The 20,616-nt window shown below is 69.1% G+C and carries 22 protein-coding genes and 3 pseudogenes; 16 read left to right on the top strand and 9 right to left on the bottom strand.

Going from position 1 to position 20,616, the window contains the following annotated elements; genetic code table 11:
- Nucleotides 1–347 precede the first annotated feature (347 nt).
- Entirely contained in the window at nt 348–836 is a 489-nt protein-coding gene (locus ABZ880_RS26400; protein WP_361267266.1) for a GNAT family N-acetyltransferase, read from the bottom strand.
- 334 nt (nt 837–1,170) lie between these two features.
- Here ABZ880_RS26400 and ABZ880_RS26395 point away from each other — a divergent pair.
- The 7 genes and pseudogenes from ABZ880_RS26395 to ABZ880_RS26365 all read left to right on the top strand — a co-directional run.
- Nucleotides 1,171–1,515: pseudogene (locus ABZ880_RS26395) on the top strand (transposase); the annotation flags it as partial.
- Between the two features lie 59 nt (nt 1,516–1,574).
- The gene (locus tag ABZ880_RS26390) at nt 1,575–2,207 is read left to right on the top strand and encodes a DUF2461 family protein (protein WP_361267264.1); all 633 of its coding nucleotides are present in this window, start codon (nt 1,575–1,577) and stop codon (nt 2,205–2,207) included.
- A 483-nt stretch (nt 2,208–2,690) separates the two neighbouring features.
- The gene (locus ABZ880_RS26385) at nt 2,691–2,927 is read left to right on the top strand and encodes a hypothetical protein (RefSeq protein ID WP_361267262.1); all 237 of its coding nucleotides are present in this window, start codon (nt 2,691–2,693) and stop codon (nt 2,925–2,927) included.
- Nucleotides 2,928–3,108: 181 nt separating this feature from the next.
- Nucleotides 3,109–3,513 carry a PaaI family thioesterase gene (locus ABZ880_RS26380; protein WP_361267260.1) on the top strand — a complete coding sequence of 135 codons (405 nt, stop codon included), beginning with the start codon at nt 3,109–3,111 and terminating at the stop codon, nt 3,511–3,513.
- 28 nt (nt 3,514–3,541) lie between these two features.
- A complete protein-coding gene (locus ABZ880_RS26375; RefSeq protein WP_361267258.1) occupies nt 3,542–4,186 on the top strand; it encodes a TetR/AcrR family transcriptional regulator in 645 nt (214 codons plus the stop codon).
- A 469-nt stretch (nt 4,187–4,655) separates the two neighbouring features.
- Nucleotides 4,656–6,920: a PAS domain S-box protein gene (locus tag ABZ880_RS26370; protein WP_361267256.1), complete on the top strand. Its 2,265-nt coding sequence runs from the start codon at nt 4,656–4,658 to the stop codon at nt 6,918–6,920.
- A 591-nt stretch (nt 6,921–7,511) separates the two neighbouring features.
- Nucleotides 7,512–8,072: a hypothetical protein gene (locus ABZ880_RS26365; protein WP_361267486.1), complete on the top strand. Its 561-nt coding sequence runs from the start codon at nt 7,512–7,514 to the stop codon at nt 8,070–8,072.
- A gap of 263 nt (nt 8,073–8,335) precedes the next feature.
- Here ABZ880_RS26365 and ABZ880_RS26360 read toward each other — a convergent pair whose 3' ends face one another.
- The 3 genes and pseudogenes from ABZ880_RS26360 to ABZ880_RS26350 form a co-directional block, all read right to left on the bottom strand.
- Complete coding sequence (locus ABZ880_RS26360) at nt 8,336–8,818, bottom strand: hypothetical protein (RefSeq protein ID WP_361267254.1); 483 nt, start codon at nt 8,816–8,818, stop codon at nt 8,336–8,338.
- A gap of 47 nt (nt 8,819–8,865) precedes the next feature.
- Nucleotides 8,866–8,985 (bottom strand): annotated as a pseudogene (locus ABZ880_RS26355) (IS110 family transposase); the annotation flags it as partial.
- A 21-nt stretch (nt 8,986–9,006) separates the two neighbouring features.
- The gene (locus ABZ880_RS26350) at nt 9,007–9,525 is read right to left on the bottom strand and encodes a hypothetical protein (RefSeq protein ID WP_361267252.1); all 519 of its coding nucleotides are present in this window, start codon (nt 9,523–9,525) and stop codon (nt 9,007–9,009) included.
- A gap of 185 nt (nt 9,526–9,710) precedes the next feature.
- On the opposite strand from ABZ880_RS26350, the gene ABZ880_RS26345 reads away from it, so the two are divergent.
- Nucleotides 9,711–10,238: a hypothetical protein gene (locus ABZ880_RS26345; RefSeq protein WP_361267250.1), complete on the top strand. Its 528-nt coding sequence runs from the start codon at nt 9,711–9,713 to the stop codon at nt 10,236–10,238.
- 258 nt (nt 10,239–10,496) lie between these two features.
- On the opposite strand, the gene ABZ880_RS26340 is transcribed toward ABZ880_RS26345, so the two are convergent.
- A complete protein-coding gene (locus ABZ880_RS26340) occupies nt 10,497–11,009 on the bottom strand; it encodes a hypothetical protein (protein ID WP_361267248.1) in 513 nt (170 codons plus the stop codon).
- 266 nt (nt 11,010–11,275) lie between these two features.
- Between ABZ880_RS26340 and ABZ880_RS26335 the strand changes: the two genes are divergently transcribed.
- The 5 genes from ABZ880_RS26335 (at nt 11,276) to ABZ880_RS26315 (ending at nt 14,090) form a co-directional block, all read left to right on the top strand.
- Nucleotides 11,276–11,641, top strand: a complete 366-nt coding sequence (locus tag ABZ880_RS26335) for a hypothetical protein (RefSeq protein WP_361267246.1) — start codon at nt 11,276–11,278, stop codon at nt 11,639–11,641.
- 672 nt (nt 11,642–12,313) lie between these two features.
- Nucleotides 12,314–12,631, top strand: a complete 318-nt coding sequence (locus tag ABZ880_RS26330) for a hypothetical protein (RefSeq protein WP_361267244.1) — start codon at nt 12,314–12,316, stop codon at nt 12,629–12,631.
- Between the two features lie 54 nt (nt 12,632–12,685).
- The gene (locus tag ABZ880_RS26325; RefSeq protein ID WP_361267242.1) at nt 12,686–13,291 is read left to right on the top strand and encodes a dihydrofolate reductase family protein; all 606 of its coding nucleotides are present in this window, start codon (nt 12,686–12,688) and stop codon (nt 13,289–13,291) included.
- A 142-nt stretch (nt 13,292–13,433) separates the two neighbouring features.
- On the top strand, nt 13,434–13,601 hold the full coding sequence (locus ABZ880_RS26320) for a hypothetical protein (RefSeq protein WP_361267240.1): 168 nt from the start codon (nt 13,434–13,436) through the stop codon (nt 13,599–13,601).
- Nucleotides 13,602–13,676: 75 nt separating this feature from the next.
- Nucleotides 13,677–14,090 (top strand): pentapeptide repeat-containing protein, encoded by a 414-nt coding sequence (locus ABZ880_RS26315; RefSeq protein WP_361267238.1) that lies wholly within the window; start codon nt 13,677–13,679, stop codon nt 14,088–14,090.
- Nucleotides 14,091–14,097: 7 nt separating this feature from the next.
- Here ABZ880_RS26315 and ABZ880_RS26310 read toward each other — a convergent pair whose 3' ends face one another.
- Nucleotides 14,098–14,385, bottom strand: a complete 288-nt coding sequence (locus tag ABZ880_RS26310; RefSeq protein WP_361267236.1) for a hypothetical protein — start codon at nt 14,383–14,385, stop codon at nt 14,098–14,100.
- Between the two features lie 71 nt (nt 14,386–14,456).
- Entirely contained in the window at nt 14,457–15,467 is a 1,011-nt protein-coding gene (locus ABZ880_RS26305; RefSeq protein ID WP_361267234.1) for a sigma-70 family RNA polymerase sigma factor, read from the bottom strand.
- A gap of 159 nt (nt 15,468–15,626) precedes the next feature.
- Between ABZ880_RS26305 and ABZ880_RS26300 the strand changes: the two genes are divergently transcribed.
- Nucleotides 15,627–16,211: a dihydrofolate reductase family protein gene (locus ABZ880_RS26300; protein ID WP_361267232.1), complete on the top strand. Its 585-nt coding sequence runs from the start codon at nt 15,627–15,629 to the stop codon at nt 16,209–16,211.
- A gap of 100 nt (nt 16,212–16,311) precedes the next feature.
- Here the strand turns inward: ABZ880_RS26300 and ltrA are convergent, their stop codons facing one another.
- Nucleotides 16,312–17,514, bottom strand: a complete 1,203-nt coding sequence (ltrA, locus tag ABZ880_RS26295) for a group II intron reverse transcriptase/maturase (protein WP_361267484.1) — start codon at nt 17,512–17,514, stop codon at nt 16,312–16,314.
- A gap of 861 nt (nt 17,515–18,375) precedes the next feature.
- Here ltrA and ABZ880_RS26290 point away from each other — a divergent pair.
- Nucleotides 18,376–18,618, top strand: a pseudogene (locus tag ABZ880_RS26290) (transposase); the annotation flags it as partial.
- A 98-nt stretch (nt 18,619–18,716) separates the two neighbouring features.
- Here ABZ880_RS26290 and ABZ880_RS26285 read toward each other — a convergent pair.
- Nucleotides 18,717–18,839, bottom strand: coding sequence for a hypothetical protein (locus tag ABZ880_RS26285; protein WP_361267498.1), 123 nt, complete (start codon nt 18,837–18,839; stop codon nt 18,717–18,719).
- A gap of 700 nt (nt 18,840–19,539) precedes the next feature.
- Here ABZ880_RS26285 and ABZ880_RS26280 point away from each other — a divergent pair.
- The gene (locus tag ABZ880_RS26280) at nt 19,540–20,565 is read left to right on the top strand and encodes an IS630 family transposase (RefSeq protein WP_361267230.1); all 1,026 of its coding nucleotides are present in this window, start codon (nt 19,540–19,542) and stop codon (nt 20,563–20,565) included.
- Nucleotides 20,566–20,616 lie beyond the last annotated feature (51 nt).

The raw sequence follows: 20,616 nt of genomic DNA, 5'->3' as shown, positions 1-20,616 counted from the left end.
CGCAGTACTGCTGTCCGGCCCCCCGCCGAAGCGCTCCACCGCGGGCCGCACCGACGCCGTCGGCCAAGCTCCAGGGGGCGAGGGGGCCGCTTCGTCTCGCAGATCAGGTTGTGCGACCTACGTATTTACGCCGCCGACCTCGATCGTGTGGAGCGAGCCGAGGTGTACGCGATTTCGACGGCTCTGGGAGTGCCGGAGGCGAGGGAGTCGTCAGGGGAGGCCGCTGGCGCAGACGATCCCTCCGCCAGGGCAAAGACGACGGCACACACGGAGCGCGCGGCGTCCAGCGGCTCCTGCATGCCGGCCACCATGCAGGCGAAGCCGCTGCCCCGCCAACCGGCACCGCGTCATTCCGAAGGAATGCGAAACTCGAATGTGGGACGGTCCCACGGCACTGCGGGCGGGTTCGCAAACGCGGTCCCGGTCCGCACCGCACCGACGCGGTGGTAGAAGTCCTCGGCGGGAAGATGCGACACGACCTTGACATGGTCGAGCCCGGCGGCACGGGCCTCGGACTGCATGTGTGCGACGAGTAGCCGTCCAATACCACGTCCTTGCGCGTCGTCGGCAACGAACAGCAGGTCGAGCTCCGGTGGAGCAAGGACGAGCGAGTAGAACCCGAGGATCCGGCCTCCGTGCTCGTCGGCGCCCACGGCCACAAAAGCGCGGTGGGCTTCTATGTAATCTGGACCGACCCGGTAGCCCGCCACTGCGGATGCGTACTTACCCTCGTAGGCGCCTGAGCCACGCACGAGACGCGTGAGTCGTTTGGTATCCCGCGCGACGGCCCTCCGTATCGTGATCGGCTGGCTGATCGGGGAAGTGCGTGAACTCATCGGGAGAGTATTTCGCACCGGGGAGTGCCTTCCTGCGGCGGGTCGGCTGTTCGGGCAGGCGTTCCTGCACCGCTCCCGGGAACCACTCGCCAAAGCCCCGATTGGCCACGTCACTGCCGCCGAATCGGCCGTCCGCCAACAGCAACTGGACGTCCGAACCGCTGCGAGAGAGCTGGAGAACGGGTGGTCGACGGCTGCTCTTCCTGAGCCTGCCGTGGCGAAGCCGAGCCGGTACAGGATGATTTCGGTGTGGCCTCGTAAGGCGGATCATCCTCGACCTGTCCGCCGCTGGGAGCGCATCGCCAAGGACACCATCGCGGCGGTGCAGCGCGCCTGCACCGCCGCCGACGAGCTCACCGAGGCGGTCGAAGACGCCTTCCCCCGACACCCGGACGCTGAGATCATCCTCAGCTTCCCCGTTCCCGGCGTGCAGCTCGGCGCCCGTGTGCTCGCCGAGATCGGAGACGACAAGACCCGCTTCGCGGACGCTCGCGGCCTGAAGTCATACGCAGGTGCCTCTCCCATCACCAGGGCCTCCGGGAACAAATCAACTGCCACCCGCAGGTGGGTGACAAACAATCGCCTCAACCACGCCGGCTACCTTCGGGCCTTCGCCTACATCACGGCCTCACCCGATGCCAAGGCCCACCACCGGCGCCGCCGTGACGACCACGGAGACGCCTCCCTGCCCGTCTCACTCTCGGCGCGCGCGGATCACGGGTGAGCTATCCTCCGCGCATGCGCGGACAGTTCACCGGCTGGCCGGAACAGGCCATGGACGTGTTGTGGCAGCTCCAGGGCGAACCGACTCACGCGACCCGCGAGCGCTACCGCGCGGACCGCGAACGCCTGGTCCGGCAGCCGATGATCGCCCTGCTCAACGAGGTCGCAGACACCGACCCCCGGTACGAGGACTTCTCCGTCTGGCACTACCGCACCGACTCCTGGTGGTGGCAACACCAGGGCGCGGTGATCCGGCTCGGCCGCAAGATCGAGATCGGTCTCCGGTTCTCCCTGGACGGCCTGCGGATCCAGGGCGCCTGGTGGTACCCCGATCCCGGCCAGGTGGACATGTTCCGCAAAGCCGTGGCCTCCGAGGGGAGCGGCCGCGAACTGTCCGCGATTGTCGAGGACGTGCGGAAGAAGGGCTACGACATCTCGGGGGACGTGATGAAACGCCCCCCGCGCGGCTATCCGACGGACCACTCCCGTACGAACCTGCTGCGCCACCGTTCGCTGATCGCCGCCCGTCCCCTCGGCTGCGAGCAGTGGCTGCACACCCCAGAGGCGGTCGACCGGGTCCTCTCGGCCGCCGCCGACCTGGACGCCCTGCTGATGTGGCTGGTCCGCCACGTGAAGCGCGCCGCCTGACATCACAAGGGCGCCACGCGGCACGGGAGCAACCACGCCCGTACCGCCGGCCCCCGCTCTCTGACGGTGATGTGCACTTTCAGCGCCGACCGGTCGTCCATCGCCCAATAACTGTCCGTCACCTCGGCCAAGGGGGGCGGCACCGGCGAAGATGGACCCCGGATCGAGGGCCCCGCAGAGCGCATCCGGCAGGAGTTTGGGGTATGCAGGCGCGGACCGGGGCGATGCCCCCGCGCAGCGTGATGTTGTGGTCGAACATCCGGCGGCACAGCGACCTGTGCATTCCCCGCCGTACGGCACCCCCACCGCTCGGGGCGGTACCCGTCGTCCGAACCCGTGGTGACTCGCGATGCGATCAGCGCGACGTGCCTTCCGTCGGGAGTGAAGGCGACGGGCCGCCACACTGGCCGACGGTCACCTGCCCGATAAGCCGCTCGGCCGGTCCCGGTCGATGCGCCACAACTGCAGTTTTCCGTTGCTCTGGTGGATCGCGAGCAGTTTGCCGTCCGCCCGGAACGCGACGTGTGCGGAGTCGACGTCCGCCGCGAGGCGCCGTGCCCACAACGGGGTGGGGTGGGCCGGGTCGGTGACGTCCAGCTCTTAAGCTGCAGCCCGGCGGTCGGCCGGGTGTTCTTCGTTTTCGTCAGCGGCGAGTCGTCGGTGATGAGTGTCTTGCCGTCCGGGGAGAATGCCAGTTCCTGGGAGGTCGTATTGATCTGAGCGACCTGTCGTGTGCAGCGTGTGCACCACGGGGACTTGCCGTGCAGGCGACGAGGACGGGGCCGGGATCGCCTGGCAAGAAGCGAGGCCCGGTTCGCCGTGTGGCCGGTCGGAAGTTGAGGGTTGACGGCCTGAGTTAACGTCGATAACTTATCGTCCTTAACTCAGATGGGAGCAGCCCGTGCCCACACTCGCAGCCGAAGACGTCTACGCGCTCGCGCCGTACGCCAAGACCCTCGGAGTCGAGTTCGACGAGATGACGGCAGCCGGCGTTCGAGCCACGCTGGCACACGATCTCTCGCTCTCCACGGTGGGCGGTGGCCTCCATGGAGGAGCGTTGATGGGACTCGCCGATGTGAGCGGTGCCGTGTGCGCCGCCCTCAACGGTCCGGTCGGCGCCGCACCGGCCACCGTGGAGTCGACCACGCACTTCCTTCGGCCGGCACACACAGACGTCGTCGCGACAGCTCGCCCCCTGCGTGTGGGGCGCAACACCGTCATCGAGGTCAACGTGCACGACGCCAAAGGCGACCTGTGCGCCCGGGTGACCCAGGTGGTCACCGCCGTCAAACCGAAGACATCCTGATGTCGCTCTCTCCCGAAGGCCCGTTGCTTTGACCGGCTCCCGCGTTCGCGCCGCCAAGGGCCAAGGCGGCCAGCTCCGCGACCAGCTTCTCGACATCGCCGGTCAACTGCTCGAAGACGGTGGTGCCGACGCTCTTACGATTCGCGCTGTGGCGACAAGCGCGGGAGTCACCCCGCCGGCCGTCTACCTCCACTTCGCCTCGAAGAGGGAGCTCGTCCACGCCACGTGCCTGCGTGTGTGGAGTTCCCTGTTCATCGAGTTGGAAGCAGTGTCCCGGAGGGTCCCGGATCCGGTGACGGCGCTCTACGAAATTTGCGTCGCCTACATTGCATTCGGACTTCGCCATCCCTCCCAGTACCGACTGGTGATGGATGGCGAGGCCACCGAAGCCAGTCGCCAGAACGAGGACGCGTGTTTCCGCTATTTCCGGGACAAGGTCGCAGCCTGTGCGGATGCCGGAGTACTGGTGGAGAGCACCACCGAAACCGCCAGACTGCTGTGTGCCGGTGTGCACGGCGCGGTCTGTCTCCTGATCCACCAGGAACATGACGCATGGCCTGCGGACACCACTCGCTATGCCACCCGGGCGGCATCCTCAGCCGTGCACGGCGCTCTTGTCACCGCATCTCACGCGTCCCGGCCCTCGATGTCCGCCGTGATGCGGTCGGGCTGAACCAGGTTCGAAGACGGACTCTCGTTCCGAGCGGCACGCGGCGCCCAACTCAGCGGAGCCGCGCCGTACTTCGCCGCGCGGCCATCACCGGAGCGAGCATGTCCTCTCAAAGGTCCAGCCGGGACAGACGGAACTCCCACACCTCGGCCGGCACCAGCCGCTCAACGATTCCCACGCCGAAAGGCAACCGAGCCCGCCAATTGAGATGACCTCTTTCGACCGTGCCCTATGTGGCGAGGCGGACGTTGACTCGGCATGGATACCCCTCTCGTTCTCGCCAGACAGCAGCGGCGTCCGGTCGGAAGTGGGCAGGGACGGCCGATGCGGAGCCAGTAGGCGGCAGACGAGGACGGATGTGACCAGGATGCGCTGAGATGACTCGATTCGCCGCAATCCACAGGCAGTTGGGGCCGCTATGGGCAACATGATCACATCGGAGTCAACCGACGGGACCGGTACTACCGAGCGGGTGGACGGTCGACGCGACGCCGCGCCCCGTGCAGACCACCCCGGGACTGCCGAGGACCGGTTCCGAAGCCTGCTGGAAGCGGCTCCCGATGCCATGGTGATCGTGGACGACAGCGGCACCATCCGACTCGTCAACGCCCAGACCGAAGCCCTCTTCGGCTACCAACGTGACGAACTCCTCGGCCGGCCAGTAGAGATACTGATTCCGGGAAGGTTCCGCGCGCAGCACGCCGCCCACCGCGACGGGTACTCCGCCACCCGTCAGGTGCGTGGCATGGGAGCCGGGCTCGAACTCCACGGACTGCGCAAGGACGGCAGCGAGTTCCCCGTCGAGATCAGCCTCAGCCCCCTGGAGACCGCCGACGGCCTCCTCGTCTCCGCCGCCGTCCGCGACGTCAGCGAGCGCAAGGACGCCGAGGAGCGGTTTCGGGCGCTGCTGGAAGCGGCCCCGGATGCCATGGTGATCGTCGACGACACCGGCACCATCCGACTCGTCAACGCCCAGACCGAGGCCCTCTTCGGCTACCGGCGCGACGAACTCCTCGGCCACCCGGTGGAGTTGCTCATCCCGCACCGCTTCCACGCCCACCACACCCGGCACCGCGAGGACTATTCCGCTTCCCGTCAGGTGCGGCCGATGGGCGCGGGACTGGAGTTGCACGGACTACGCAAAGACGGCGGCGAGTTCCCCGTCGAGATCAGCCTCAGCCCGCTGGAAACCGCCGACGGCCTCCTCGTCTCCGCCGCCGTCCGCGACGTCAGCGAACGCAAAGCGGCCGAAGCGCGGATCAACGAGCTCGCCGCGCTCGTCGAGTCCTCCCAGGACGCCATCCTCGCCAAGACCCTCGACGGCCGCATCACCTACTGGAACGCCGCCGCCCAACGACTGTACGGATACACGGCCGAGGAAGCCATCGGCCGGCATGTATCCATGCTGGCGCCGCCGGAGCGCAAGGACGAGATCACCCTGCTGCTGGAGCGACTGCGCAAGGGCGAGAAGATCGAACATTTCGAGACGCTCCGCCTGACCAGCACCGGAACCATGCTCGACGTCGACGTCACCCTATGGCCCACGCGCAGCCCCGACCGCACCGTCATCGGTGCCTGCGCCATCATCCGCGACATCAGCGACCGCAAACGCGCCGAGGCCGAACTCACCGCCCTGTACGAGCAGCAGAAGCACATCGCCCTCACCCTGCAGCGCAGCCTCATGGGCACCCCGCCCGCCATCCCCGGCCTGGAAGCTGCAAGCCGCTACCGGCCCGCCACCCAGGGCGCCGGCGTGGGCGGCGACTGGTTCGACCTCATCCCGCTCGGCGCCGGCCGGGTGGGCATCCTCATCGGCGACGTCATGGGCCGCGGCCTGGAAGCGGCTTCCGTCATGGGCCAATTGCGCTCCGCCGCCCATGCCCTGGCCAAGACCGGCATGCAGCCCCGCCAGCTCATGCAGGCCCTGGACGCGGTCGTCACCGACCTCGACGTCCCCGACCAGCTCGTCACCTGCTGCTACCTGGTCATCGCCCCGGACTCCGGATCCGTGACCGTCTGCTCGGCCGGCCACCTGCCCACCCTCATAGCCACCCCCGGCGACGGCGTCCACCGGCTCACCTCCCCCGTGAACGCCCCGCTCGGCGTCGGCGACATCCTCTACCAGCAGGCCGGCGCAGCCATCCCGCCCGGAGCCACCCTCGTGCTGTACACCGACGGCCTCGTTGAGACCCCCGGCAGCGACATCGAGGACGAGATCGACAAGCTCACCAAAGCCCTCGACGACGCCTTCACTCGCACCCGCCGCCTCGAGGCCACCGCCGACCACGTACTCGCCGCCCTGCTGCCGGACGCCGAGGGCCACGACGACGACGTCACCCTGCTCCTGGCCCAGCTCCCCGCCTCACCGCTGGCCACCGCCAGCGTAGAGCTGCCCGCCACGGCCTCCGCGGTCGCGGCGGGCCGCTCGTTCGTGGTCGAGAACCTCACCGCCTGGGACTGCGCACCCGTAGCCGACGACGCGAGACTTCTCGTCTCCGAGATCCTCACCAACGCCGTACAGCACGCCGAGGGTCCGCTCGTCCTCCACCTGCGCCGCACCGCCAGCGACGTCGACGTCGAGATCAGCGACCTCAGCCCCCACCTTCCCCAGCCCCGGCTGGCCGCCCAGGACGAAGAGTCGGGACGCGGCCTCATCCTCGTCGACGCCATCGCCGACAGCTGGGGAGTCCGCCCCGACGAGCGGGGCAAGACCACCTGGTTCACCCTCCAACTGTGACCCACCATGTGGCATGGTTACCGTCGGCTCGTCCCGTCGCTCCCCCCGTGGCGGCGGGACGAGTCGTCGAAGCGCACGGGGTCGAGCGGTGCCGTCGTACGTCACCCCGCAGCCCCAGGTTCGGCGGTCAGCGGGAGGGACGGCTCCGGTCCAGGTCCATCCTCCCGCACTCCCGCACATGAGACGGGGCCGCACGGCCCGCCGGCGATCCTGGCCTCCGCGCCCCTGAACGGCGCGTACGTGGCCGACGCGCACCTGAACCGCGCGAGCCTGACCGCCGGCGCACCTGAACCGCGTGAGCCTGACCGCCGTGCCCAGCCGTGCTCCGCGCCCGGTTCAAGGCCTCTGTGCCGGCTGGACCACGGCTGCCCCAGTCCCGACCAAGCCTGCTACGGCCATCGCTGCGGCTGTCAGTCGTACACCACCGAAGCTCTTCGCGCGGGCCTGCTGTGCTTCCGCAGCCCCGCCTGGGCCCGGCGACACGGCCTCGATCGAGAGCGGGCTGCTCATCTCGCTGACACGGCGTCAACCCCCGTGGGAAGGTCGGCGGTGATCGATTCGGCAGACGGAGGGGCTTGCGTGGACGCACGGATGTGGGACGCACTGGTCAGCGTGGCGAAGGAGGCGTACACCTCCGGGCTCGGAGAGGGCACGGTTCCGCGCCCGCTCATCATGCCGCTGGTGGGCGGCGAGCTGGTCGGGATGATCTGGGCCCGCCCCCTCAAGGCCGGCGAGGACGCGCTCACCGGGATCGCGCAACTCGCGAACATCGCCGCTGCCGCCCGTGCGGACGAGGTCGTCCTCGTGTGGGAGACCCACGACGTCGCCACCGCCTGCCAGCTGCCCATCGTCGGCCCAACCCCGTGCCTGAACATGGTTCTCGCCACGCCGGACGGGCACGTGCTGCACCAATTCCCCTACACCGAGCAGCTCCTGTCCCGCAGCCCCGAGGGCTGGGCGTCAATCGCCCCCGACTGGAGGCCGGCCCCCGCGCCGCAGCCCGGCGTCGAGCTCGTGCCGCCCGTCCAGGCCGCGGTGAACTACGCCTTCATCCCCCTCGAGCTGAACCACCCCGACCCGTTCGGCGTCACCGTCGTGCTGATGGAAGAGGACGGCTACCGCGTGCGCCTCACGGAAGCCTTCGACCGCTGAGCCCGGCATGCCACCGCACGACCTGAGGGCCGGCCCCCAGGCTGACCGCCAACCGCCCGGATCGGGTGCTGTACCGGCCACGTCCCACCACGACGTTCGCTCCGGTCAGGCCAGATCGAGGCCGCTGAGCGCGATGGTCCAGTCCGTGACGATCGCACGCTGCGCCGCGGCGAGCGACACCCTGCCGGCGCAGACCGCGGTGTGCAGCTTGGTCTCCACCGGGTCCAAGCGACACCCTGCCAGCGCAGACCGCGGTGTGCAGCTTACGAGGCGGCGTTGAGCCGCTTCTGCTTGCCCGTCACATACGTGGAAGGACGCACCTCGGAGGTGTAGCCGCCCCTGCGGCAGATCGTCGACTTCAGGTTCGCCTGCGTCACCGCCGGGGAGATCGCACCCGGCGTGCACTTCGGATCCGCCAGCGGCTCCCCGCGCTCGTAGCGGTAGTGACACGAGCCCGCGGCCGGCTGCTCTTGCACCGTGTAGTGCTCCTGCGGGCCCGCCCCCACCGCGACCGCCCGCCCCCCGCCGGCCGGCGCGGCCGAGCCCGCTGCTCCCGCCAACGGGCTGCGGCTTTCCGACGACGTCGACGTGCCGAGCGAGACGGACTTGCAGCCCGCCAGCAGCAGGCAGACGCATCCGCACCGGCCACCGGTGGTGACACACCCGTTCTCCTCCCCCGCCGGATCCGACGCACGGGGCGAGGGCGCAACGAGCCGGACGACCCGCGCCTCGGGATCGCGCGGCACACAGCCGTCCGCGCCGCCCGCCACCGCACGCGCCCCGGCCGCGGTTCGGCAGCGTGTTGGAGGCGTGGTCCCAGGACGCGTTCGAGGTGTGGGGGGATCTGGGTGAGCAGGCCGCGGAGTCGGTTGCTCAGGCGGGTGGCCTCGCCGGGCAGGTCGTCGTCGAAGCCGACGGGCCTCGGAGTCGAACATCAGCTGGCATCCACGGAGTTGACGGGAGGCAGCAGGCCGTCGCCGGGCCACAGGCACGCTCCCGCCTCCGCCCAGGCCAGGTGTTTGCCGACCTCGACGAGGACCTCGACACGGTCGGCCAGCCCGTACGTGCAATGGGCCCCGGACGTGGGGTCGACGGCGCGGATCTCGCCGTGCGGACCGTTGCACACCAGGGCGCGAGGGATTTCAGGTAGGCCCAGGCCCAAGGCGTCGCAGTCGTGGTCGCGGAACAGCTGCAGGAGATCCTCGATGACGGCCTCCCAGTTGGCGACCTCCGGCCAGCGCGCGCCGCCGTCCAGTTCGTGGGTGAGCGTGGACAGCGGCACGATCTCACCCGGGCATCGTCCTTGGGTGAGTAGGTCGTGAATGCGGGCGCCGTCGGGCTGGAGCACCTGCGGTTGGAGCAGTGAGCCGGCGACGACGACGCTGGTGTTGACCTCTTGGGTTCCGGGGCCGGGGTAGTACGGCTCGTGCGCGAAGAGTAGGTAGACATCCATGCAGCGAACCGCCGTGGGGCGGGTTCGGGCTGGGGCATGCGGAGGGCTCCCTTCAGCGGGGATGTGCCGGGCGGGTGCGGAGGTGTCGGATGGATGGGTGGGCGGACGCCGGGCGGCCTCGGGTCCCCCACGGGCCGCAGTTCGCTGGACTGGTCTGTGTTGACCGGGCCGTCCTGGGTGGCGGGGTGCTTGAGGATCTGGGTGACCTGGTGGGCGCGTCGGCGCATCAGCCGCTCGCGGGCGATGAGTTGGCCGGAGAACGTGCGGGCGCCTGGGGTCTGGAGCAGGTCGGCGGCGTCCCACAGCACGTGCTGGCCGACCTCGGCCGAGCGGCGCGCCTCGCAGCGGTCGCTGTCCGCGGCGGCCTGGACGAGAAAGGTGTGCCAGGCCGCGAGGCGCTGCAGGTAGCGGCAGGGCCCGTCACCTTCGACCACGCGGACGTGCTCGTCGGCCCGGGCATCCAGCCGGTCGGGCAGGTGCTCCGCAACCAGCGGGGCCAGGAGCATCGCCGACAGGGTGACGTCCAGCGGAACTCCGTGACGGGTGGCGAACACTCCGACGATCAGGCTGACGAGGCCGACGACAGTGACGGACAGCCCCAGGGACACGCGGCTGGTGTGGGGCAGGCCGATGCGCCGGCCGGGACTCTGGTCAGCCAGCGCAGCGCCAGGCGCTGCAGGCGGGTCGCGGCCGGGGTGAGCACCCCGACCTGATGAGGAAGCCCGGGCGGGCTGCCCTCTGCGGGGACGGCCCAGGCGAGCCATCCCCACCAAGTGGGCTCGTACACCAGCACGGCCCCGCAGGCGGCCGAGCAGGAGTGGCCACGCACGTGGCCACTCCGCAGGACGCGGGCACGTTCCTTCTCCCACCGACCCGGGTCACGGGTGAAGGGGCCCTCGTGGTGCGCGGCCACGGCCGGCAGCGGTGTGCGCAGAGGGTCGGTCACGGGCTGTTTCCCTCCGGTTGGTTGGTCAGGCGGAGGCACACGTCGTGTAGCGGCCCTCGCCGTCGGGGTGGGCTCGCTTGCGCGTCGGTCCGCGGCAGGTGCTGCACAGCGGCCAGCCGAGGCAGGTCGGGCAGCAGTCCTCGCCGGGAGCCGTTGCGGGATGACCACAGTCGGCGCATTCGACGAACACCCGGTAGGCCAAGGCCTCGTTCACCGAGCGGGCGGCGGCGGAGCCGGCCACCGAATGCGGCGACGGCGGGGTGTCCCAGGCGGGCGTGTCGTGGCGGCCGACCGCGCGGGCGGACGGCGGGTAGGCCTGGGTGACGCGCAGCCGGGCGGCGATGATCGCGCCGATGGAGGTGCGTACCGGGTTCGGCAGCGGCCGGCCGGTGATGACGTGCCGCAGCTGGCCGGCGCTCCAGCCGGCCTCCAGCATCACGCTCGCCACACGGCCCTGATCGGTCAGCGCCGGCCCGGACAGCAGCAGTTCGGGACGGGCCGCCCCGATCTGAAGCAGCAGCCGAATGCCCGCGTGCATCGCGTCGGCGGGCGGCGCCGGGGAGGCCGTCGCATGGGCGGGGGCCGTCCGTGCGTTCGGGGGCGCGGCGCCGCCGCTGCGGTCGCACGGACGGAGGGGGCTGGTCTTCTGCTGGTTGGTCTTCTGAACGATGGTGTTCTTACGGCCGGGACAGCCAACACTGGCTCAGCCCATCCTGGATAACCCGACTCTGGTGGTGAGCTGGGGCTTTGCAGGGCGGGCAGGTCGGTGATGACGTACCGGGCCTGCCCGAGCGTGCCGTCGGGATGACGGTCGCGCTCGCGCAGCAGAAAGCCGGGGTTCTCCAGTTCCTGCAGGCCGCTGCGCACAGCGTCGACGCATTCGCGGCCGTGCCGGGCCAGATCGGCGACGGTGCCCTGCCAGCCCTCCCGATGGGTACTGAGGCAGCCGAAGATCTTCTTCGCCTTGAAGGAGATCCGGCCGTCCCGAAACAGCGCGTTGGCGATCTGCGTGAACCCATCCCCTGCCATCACCCCGCGACGTTCCCCGGCTGCGAAGCCGCTCATCCCTTGATCCACAAGTCGGAAGTATTGCTCCCGTTCCCGGAGCAGGGGCCTATTCCCCTGAGGCTTCCGGCGTCTACGAGCCTCGATGTCCATTGCCACCTCTGAGCTGAGGTGTTGCAACGACCACTAGAGCCCAGACCACCACCCCCACCACAAGGGCTGGGGAGGCCAGCGCAATCGCGGCTGCGCACACCGCCTGCGCAGCCGCGGACGGGCGATGCGCAATGGGCCTGGACAACCGACCGAGGATCGTGCGCAATCGGGTTGTGCGGAGCCACAGCGCACTCGCACCCAGGTTTCGTGATCTTCGGCTGCGCAGCTCTGGGTCGTCCACCGCGCAGGTGCCTGCGGCGGGCCGGGCGGCTTCCGTCGCCGCATCGGAGTGCGGGATCCGGTGACCGCGTAGGCCCGCCGCTACCCAGCGGCGGCCGGCCCCGGGAACCTGAGCGCGCCGCGTTGGCCCTGGTCTGCCCGTGGAGCCGTGGTTGGGGTCATGGTGCACTGGCTTTCGGCCCGACCATGACCCCAACCACGGGCATCGTGTCCCCATCGTGACCGTGGTCCGAGGTTCATGGTCGACGGCCGGGCCGGAGGCGTTGGATTTCCCCAAGGTCAGCAGGCACAGTTCCTGACCTGGGAGTTTGACCATCCCCTGACAAGCAGGCCGCAGAACAAGGCCGCCGCTCCAATGTCGCGGCCGACCCCCTCGCCCTGACCGCCGCCGCCACCTCCACCCCGACCACAGTCCAGGCGGCCACCCCCGCCAAGCCCACCACCGTGCGCACCACGGCGCCCGCCGCCGACCCGGCCGGCTACGCGCAACTGTTCGTCAGCGCCTGGCTGCGCAGCAACGCCGCTGAGGCGACCAGTGCGCAGACGCGGCGTGCGCAGTCACTCGCGCCGGACAGCCAACTGCCCAACCCGGTAGCGGGTGCGCACACGACGCCGCAGTCGGTGACCGCGGTGCGCAGCACGCAGCGCGGCGACGGCGCGTGGTCGGTGACGGTGGCCGGGCCCTCCGAAGCAGTGCCGTCCGTCGGCCTGATCGGCTGCAGCGTCATGGCTTTTCTCGTTACTCCACAGCGCGGCCGATGAGTTTGTGGCTCCCGGCCGGTCCAAGCTCGTGACACCCCAGGAAAGGACACCGCCATGTCGGAGCTTCTCGTCGACTTCATCACCTCCCTCGACGGCCACGCGTCGGGAGAGGGCTGGCCCGGGTTCTGGGGCCTCGAGGGCCCGGAGTACCTCGAATGGCTCGGCAAGCAGCCCGAGGCCACCTACCTGATGGGAGCGAACACCTACCGCCTGATGTCGGGCTTCGCCGCAGGCGAGGTCCCCCATGGCCAAGACGAGTTCAGGCCCGAGGAAGAGGCGTCCGTCGACGAGCTCACGCAAGCGTCCAAGGTGGTGTTCTCCTCCTCGCTCGAGGAGCCGCTGACGTGGGCCAACTCCACGCTCGTCCGCGACGACGCCGTCGACGCGGTCCGCGCGATGAAGTCGAGCGGCTCGGGGCTCCTGAGCACGATCGGCAGCCTCAGCCTGTGCCGGTCCCTGCTTCGAGCCGGACTCGTCGACCGCTTCCGGGTCGTGATCTTCCCGGTGATCACCGGGGCCACGGGCGAAGAACGCATCTACGACGGCTATCCGGACGTAGCCCTCGAGATGATCGAGCACCGCACCTTCGACGGCCGCATCCAGCTGGTCGAGTACAAGCCCCGCGTGCTCGAGCACCCGCCGCTCGGCGTCCCTGCGTGACGTCGCCCCGTCCGCCGGTCTGGACGGCCGCCAGGCCGGCGCCGGCGGGCGCGGAGCAAGACCCAAATGGGGGGCGAACGGCCAACGTCAGGACGCCCGGTCCACGTCGTCGCCGCGCAAGGGTGTCGGCAGGTTGGCCGACATGCCGCCCATCGATGCTGAGGACACCCTCGACGACGAGATGTGCGCCCCGGTCGTCAACGAGGCGACCGGCAAGGTGCGGGTGCTGGCCGAGCGGTGTGCGACGTGCACCTTCCGGCCGGAGAACCCATTCCGCGCCACGATTCCCGGGCCGGTCCGCGACCGCTGATCGCCGATGCCGTGGCGGCTGAGGGGCATGTGACGTGCCACCCGACCCTGCTGAACAACGTCACCACCAGCCAACTTGCACTACGCAGGCCCGACACGACTGAACTTCAGTCGCGCGAACCCGAGTGATGCCCACCTTGCCGACGCCCAGATCGAAAGCGCCGATCTCAGCAATGCCCTGCTCTGCAGGGCAGATCTCACCAGAGCAATACCGGCCTACGCGATTCTCGACGGCGCCGAGCTTGAGCAGGCGAACCTGGCCGACGCCGCCCTTGAGAATGCGGAAGTGGAGGCTGGGCTGTCCGGTGGCAGTCCGCACGGCCCGAAGTGGGCGATGCCCTGGGAGCAGGCCCGGCCGGCACCGTCCACCCACCGGCCGCAGTGGGTCACGAACAGTCCGCCTTCGGGAATGCGCCACTACTCGTCCTCGGGGCGCTGCCGCGCGGCCCATCCCGCTGCGACTTCGGCGTACCAGTCGGTGCGCGGCTGACTCGGGGTCACCGCCCGACCGCCTGCTTCTGGAAGGGGAGGGCCGCGAGGGAGGACCGGTGACCCTTGGGGGTCTGACGGATGGGCCCGCCGCAACCGTTGCAGGGCCGGGATCCGGTCGGCATCGCCGCCTCCCTGAGCAGAGTCCCTCCTTGCTGCCGGGCGGCCTGCCGCCAGTAGTGGGTACCAGGCAGGCGTGCAGAGCGCGCGAGGAACGCCTCATCGGCATACCGCGGGTCCAGCTGGTGGTCGTAACGGACGGCGATGTGGCTGTCCTCCCAGTCGCCCCAGTTCATGGCGGCCTGTGCCGGACCGCGGGATCGGGGCCCGCGCAGCAGTCCTCCCTGGTGGAGGGTGGATGATCCGGCTATCGGCTGGGGAGTGATCGGGGCAACCCGAACCACGGGAGCACGCTGTTGTCGAATCGCGTCATGGCGCAGATCCGGTCGCCGGTGAGAGTGAGGACGTAGAGGCCGACCCCGTGGCGGAGGCCGTTGGGGCTGCGCAGGTAGGCCCCGAATGCCGGCTGACCGTTGGCTCGCGATGGGACGAGGTCGAACCTGCGGCCGGCGCCGAACAGGCCGGCGCAGAAGCGGGCCACGACGTCCCGCCCCTGGTATTCGAAGGACATCGGCGGCATCGACATGAAGACATCGTCGGTCAGGAGGGCCACCAGTGCACCGACATCGGCGGACTCCCACGCGTGGACGAACTTCGCCACGATCGCGTCCTCGGCGGGTGAGCCCACGGCCGGAGGCGGCGGGTGGTCGGCGACCGAGGGCAGGCGGCGCTGCAGACTGGCGCGCGCTCGTTTGAGGGCACTGTTGACCGAATCGACGGTCGAGTCCAACATGCCGGCCACCTCGCTGGCCTGGAAGCCCAGGACATCGCGCAAGACGAGCACGGCAACCTGGCGGGGCGGCAGGACCTGAAGGGCGGTCACGAACGCCAGCGAAATGGACTCCGTCTCCTCGTAGCGGGCCTCCGGGCCGAGCGACACCTCGACCGCACCCTCCAGGAGGGCACCAGGAAACGGCTGCAGCCATACGACCTCGCCGAGCCGGGTCGGCTCTGGCGGTTCGACCCCCGGCACGTCCCACTCCTTGGCCGCGCGTCGACTGGCCGCACGGCGCGCGTCGAGACACCGATTGGTGGCGATCCGGTACAACCAGGTGCGCAGCGAGGCGCGTCCCTCGAACCCGCCGAGGCTTTGCCAGGCGGTCAGCAGCGTGTTCTGGAGGGCGTCCTCGGCGTCCTCGAAGGATCCGAGCATGCGATAGCAGTGCACCTGCAGCTCCCGAAGGTACGGCTCGGTCAGCTCCCCGAACGCCTGCCCGTCCCCGGCCCGCGCCCTTGCGATCAGATCGGCTGCCGCCATCCTCATCGTCACCTTCATCCCGCGTCTCGCCACCCTTTCCATCCTGTATAGGCGCCGGCCGAGCGGCGAACTGGGCGGTCGCGCGCCGCCCAGTTGCCCAGCGCCGCGGCGCCAATACCTGCGTAGCCGACGGCAACGCAGGCCCGGAGGAGGAGCGGAATGGGAAAGATCGTGATGAGCGGACCGCAGAACGTCTCGCTCGATGGAGTGGTCCAGAACCCGGACGGTCAGGAAGGCTTCGAGCTGGGCGGGTGGTTCGTCCAGTTCGGGGGCAAGGATCTCGAAGAGTGGAACAAGGTCGCGCTCGAGGAAGCACTACGTGCCGAGGCATGGCTGCTGGGTCGCAAAAGCTACGAATTCTTTGGGGCGCGGTGGCGGCCGCGGAGTGGCGAGCTTGCGGACCGGTTGAACAGCATGCCCAAGTACGTCGTGTCCTCGACTCTCGAGGAACCCGACTGGAACAACTCGACGGTTGTGAAGGGCGACGTGGTGACCGAGGTTTCGAAGCTGAAGCAGCAGCTCGACGGAGAAATCGTCGTCCCTGCCAGCTATCGGCTCGGGCGTACGCTCATCGAGCACGGCCTCGTCGACGAGGTGCGGCTGGTCGTCTTCCCCGTCGTGCTCGGGGCTGGCGAACGGTTCTTCGACGAGGTCAGCGGCAAGAAGAGCATGCGCATGATCGGCGCCAAGACCATCGGTGACGGCCTGGCCTTCCTCACCTACGCGTTCGTCCAAGACGACTAAGTAGGGTCGGGGACTGGCGCGGTGGCTGATGCCCCGTTTCCAGTCCCCGCCGCTTCAAACCGTGCATGCAGTTCTCCCGCACACGGCTTTCCGACATCGTTCACCGGCTGGCATGCGCCGTTGCCCTGTGCACGTTTCCGGTAAGGCGGTAGACACCGAGCCGGGTGATCCACCCATAAGTAAATCGGGTGGTCCAGTTCCTGCCCGCAAGTCCGTGTTTCGTGCTGGCGAAGATCGCCAGCCGTTCGTGGACATAGCCGTCGACTACGTTGAACTTCCGTCCGGAGTTCCCGTTACGGAAATACGCCGCCCAGCCCCGCAGGACCGGGTTGAGATCGGCTACCACGGCGGATACCGGCCGCTCAGTCTTCGAACGAGCGGTCGCCGCACGGACTTTGTCCCGCAGTACCCGCATCGCTCTGGCCGAGGGCCAGCGCTGCAAGTAGTACCTACCCCGCCATCTCCACGACTCCATCTTCCGGTGGTGGAAGCCGAGAAAGTCGAAGCCCTGCCCACCTCGCGTGAGGCAGACGATACCGGTCTTCTCAGGATGCAATCGCATCCCGAGCCGTTCCAGAACTCGCGCCGCCAATTCACGGGCCTGTTCGGCCCGATGCTCCGTCGGCGACAGGACTACGAAATCATCGCAGTACCTCACCAGCGTCCCCAGCCGACGACCTTCGTTCTGCCACTCCTCGTCGAGAACGTGCAGCGCGATATTTGCCAGCAATGGGGAAATCGGTGAGCCCTGAGGGGTTCCCGCCCCGGTGGGCGAGGTCACCCCGCCCTCCAGGACTCCCATCCGCAGCCAGGCCCGGATCAGCTTCAGCATCGGCCGGTCCACCACACGCCGCGCCACCTGGGCCATCAGCGCCTCATGGTCGATCGTGCCGAAACAGTCGCGGATATCGGCCTCGAATACCCACTCCCGCCGCTGGTTCGCGGCGACGCGGACGGCTTCGCACGCGTCGATCGCGGACCGCTTCGGCCGGAATCCGTAGCTCGCCTCGGTGAACTGAGCCTCGAATACTGGTTCAAGGACCATTTTCGCAGCCGTCATCACCACGCGGTCCGCCACGGTGGGGATCGATAGCGGCCGGAACTCCCCCGGCCGCCCAGGTTTGGGAATCTGGACCCGTCGCAGTACTGACGGACGATACGTATGCGCCCGCAGTCTCTGCGAAAGGTCCTGGAGGAATGCATCCACTCCCGAGGTCTCCACCGAGTCGACGGTCATGCCGTCCACGCCGGGGGCACCCCGGTTTGCGCACACACCGGCCCACGCCCGCCGAAGAACGTCCATGCGGTGGACATGGCCATACAAGGCGTGAAACCGGCGTTCGGGTTCTTGCTCGGCACAGCGGTAAAGCGTCCGTTGCAGAGTTCGGACCTTGTCCAGAGGACGGCGGCCCGGTCCTGCGGCACCTTCCTCCCGGCGGATGGAACTAGCCGAAACGGCACTCATCCGGGTCCCTTCCTGTTTTCGAATCGCCTCGATGAAGCAGGGGCCCTTCGCTCCTGACGGGTTGTGTTGTCCCGCCGATCGTCACTACTACGACCCCCTCCGACTGCCTCTCGGCAACCTGCCATTTCCCGGTTCTGCCGGTTATAGGAAGGCCACGCTTCCCGGGCCGCAATACCCGGGGCCGAGGAGGCTCTCTCCAGTTCCCAGGACAACCTTCCGACCATTCCACGCCCCTTACGCCGGGAGGTTCTTCGACGACCGCTCCAGGTCCGAGATCGTCTTCCGTGGCCTTCGCCAATCAAGCACAGGCTCGGCTCCTCCTTGGCCCGCCCGCGGGCGGGGGTTAAATGACGACGCTGCAGGCTTCACTTCATGTTGCGGACTGGTCGGTCGCACGCCCCCGAGGGGCGCTTGTCACTCCACTTCGACGCCACCATTTCGGGCGACGCCGGGAGTCAGCTACCGGGGACCCTGGCGTCTCCCCGGACCGGACTTCCACCGGCTGGCTATCCTGAGCTTGTCGCCCGGTTACATCGTTCACATCCCTTCTGAACTGGGAAGACGTCCGGACTGCTGGACGTACGCTTGATACTTAACCCTTCAATCGGATGTGTTCTCCGAGGGTGTCGGCCCGTTTCACGGTCTTGCCGACATCGTGCCTGGTGGCGGGGCGTTTGTTCTTGGAACCGAGCGGGCGGCCTGGGCCGGGGTGGGAGGGCTAAGCCGCAGCTGGCCGCTGCCCTCGCGGTCCGCGGGAAGCAGGCGGGCTTCGGCTGCCGGGCGGTGGTCGCCGACTGCGCCTACTCCGTCAGCGACGACTGGTACCTCGCACTGCGCGCGGCCGGCCTGGCCTACGTGGTCGCGCTCAAGCCACACCGCGGCACCTGGGCCCGGGCCGACCAGCCGCACACCCCCACCGACGCCGCCCACACCCTGACCCGGCGCGATGCCAAGCATCCCGGCGACTGGACAGCCGTGGAACGTCACTTCCGCGACGGGCACACCGAGACCTGGTGGGCCGCCGACGCCCGCCTGGGCGGCTACGGCCCCCACTCACCCTGCCGCCTGGTCGTCGACACCACCGACCCGGCCACGCTGCCGGAGAAGGCCACCTGGTACTTGGCCACGAACCAGCCCCACCCCGACGCACCCCACGCCGCCACCCGCCCGCACCCGCCCGCACCCGCCCGCACCCGCCCGCACCCGCCCGCACCCGCCCGCACCCGCCGGCCAGCCTCGCCGAGATCGTCCGCCTCTACGGCTTGCGGCCATGGATCGAACAGAGCTACAAACAGATCAAGGACGAACTCGGCTGGGCCCACTTCCTCGTCCGCTCCGACCGCGCCATCCGCCGCCACCAGACCCCGGTCAACTGCGCCTTCTCCTTCTGCTGGGACCAGTGGTTCGCCCCACCCGGAGCCGTGGACGCCACCGCGCCGGATCCATGTCCCGACCAGGGGCCAGAGAGGGGGGCCAGACCAACCCCACCGGCCCCAACTGCCCTACTGGCCCAGGGCCTTACGCGCCATACGTTCCCGGCTCACCCCCGCCGTCACCCTCAACCGACGGTGGCGAGCCTGGACGGACAAGGACCCACCCTCCGAGCTCCAGGCCCTGATCGACGCGGTCACCATCGGACACGGCATTGACCTCTACTGCCGGATTTAACGAACTACCGGTAATGCTGGGTTCCGCTTTCACTGGGTATATGTCCTGGTGGCGGGGTAGTTGATGGTGCTCGGGGGCGGGTGCTGGACGATGGTTTTACGGGCACGGCCGGGGCGTGACGGGGACGAACGGGCCGTCGTTCGCCGATTGTCGCGGGCACGAAAGGCGCCGCGCGATGCAGTGATGCGGGCCCGGATGATCGAGCTGAGCTGGTCGGGGCTACGGGTGCCGGCGATCGCCGTGGAGCTGGACTGCAGCCAGAAGACGGTCCGGTGCTGGCTGCACCGCTTCAACCGCTCAGGCCCGCAAGGGCTGGAGGATCTGGGTGGGCAGGGCCGCAAACGGCGGATCACCGAGGAGGAACGATCTCGGATCATCTCCCTGGTCAAGACCGTGCCACCAGGGCGGCTGAGGTGGGAACCCGTCGGAGAACTGTGGGCCTTCGACGAGTCCGGACGGACCAGCCGAGTGGACTCTGGATTCCCTGGCCGCGGCGGCGCGGGCCGAGGGGATCGACGTGGGCCGCTCACAGGTCAGGCGCATCCTGCTCGCCGAGGGCGTGCGCTGGCGTCGTACCCGGTCCTGGACCCGCTCGAAGGACCCGGACTTCGTCCCAAAAGGACAAGGATCATCGGCCTCTACACCCACCCGCCCGACGACGCGACGGTGATCTGCGCCGACGAGCTGGGGCCTGTGATCCCGCGGACCTTCCCGCCCGCGCCTGCCTGGTCACCCGACGGGCACCGGATCAAAGCAGAACTCGACTACAGCCGAGGGCCGGAGAAGACCTGGGTCTACGGTGGCCTGCGACCAGCCGACGGCCAGGCCGTCACGATGACGGCGTCCTCCCGCAACAGCGTGTTCTACCAGCAGTTCCTGCAACTGGTCGAGGACGCCAACCCGGACGGGACGATCTGGATCGTCACCGACAACCTGTCCAGTCACAACAGCGTGTCCACTCGGACCTGGCTCGAGGACCATCCCCGCATCCACCATGCCTTCATCCCGGTGGGCGCGTGCTGGCTCAACCTGCAGGAAGGCTGGTGGCGCATCTTCCGCAAGGCCGCCCTCGCCGGCCGGTCATTCGCCAACCCCGACGACATCGCATACGCCACCACCCTGGCGACCGACCAGCTCAACGCCCATGCCAACCCCTGGATCTGGGGCAGACCTGCACCACCAACTCGCCCACTGCGGCGCCGATATGTGTACACCGTTTGAGGAACCCAGCAGTAACGCGGCAAGCTCCCGAAAGATCAGAAAGGGCCTCCG

This window comes from Streptomyces sp. NPDC047043, assembly GCF_040644055.1.
Taxonomy (GTDB): domain Bacteria; phylum Actinomycetota; class Actinomycetes; order Streptomycetales; family Streptomycetaceae; genus Streptomyces.
The sequence above is the reverse complement of the archived record's forward strand: the minus strand, read 5'-3'. Positions and strand labels throughout refer to the sequence as shown.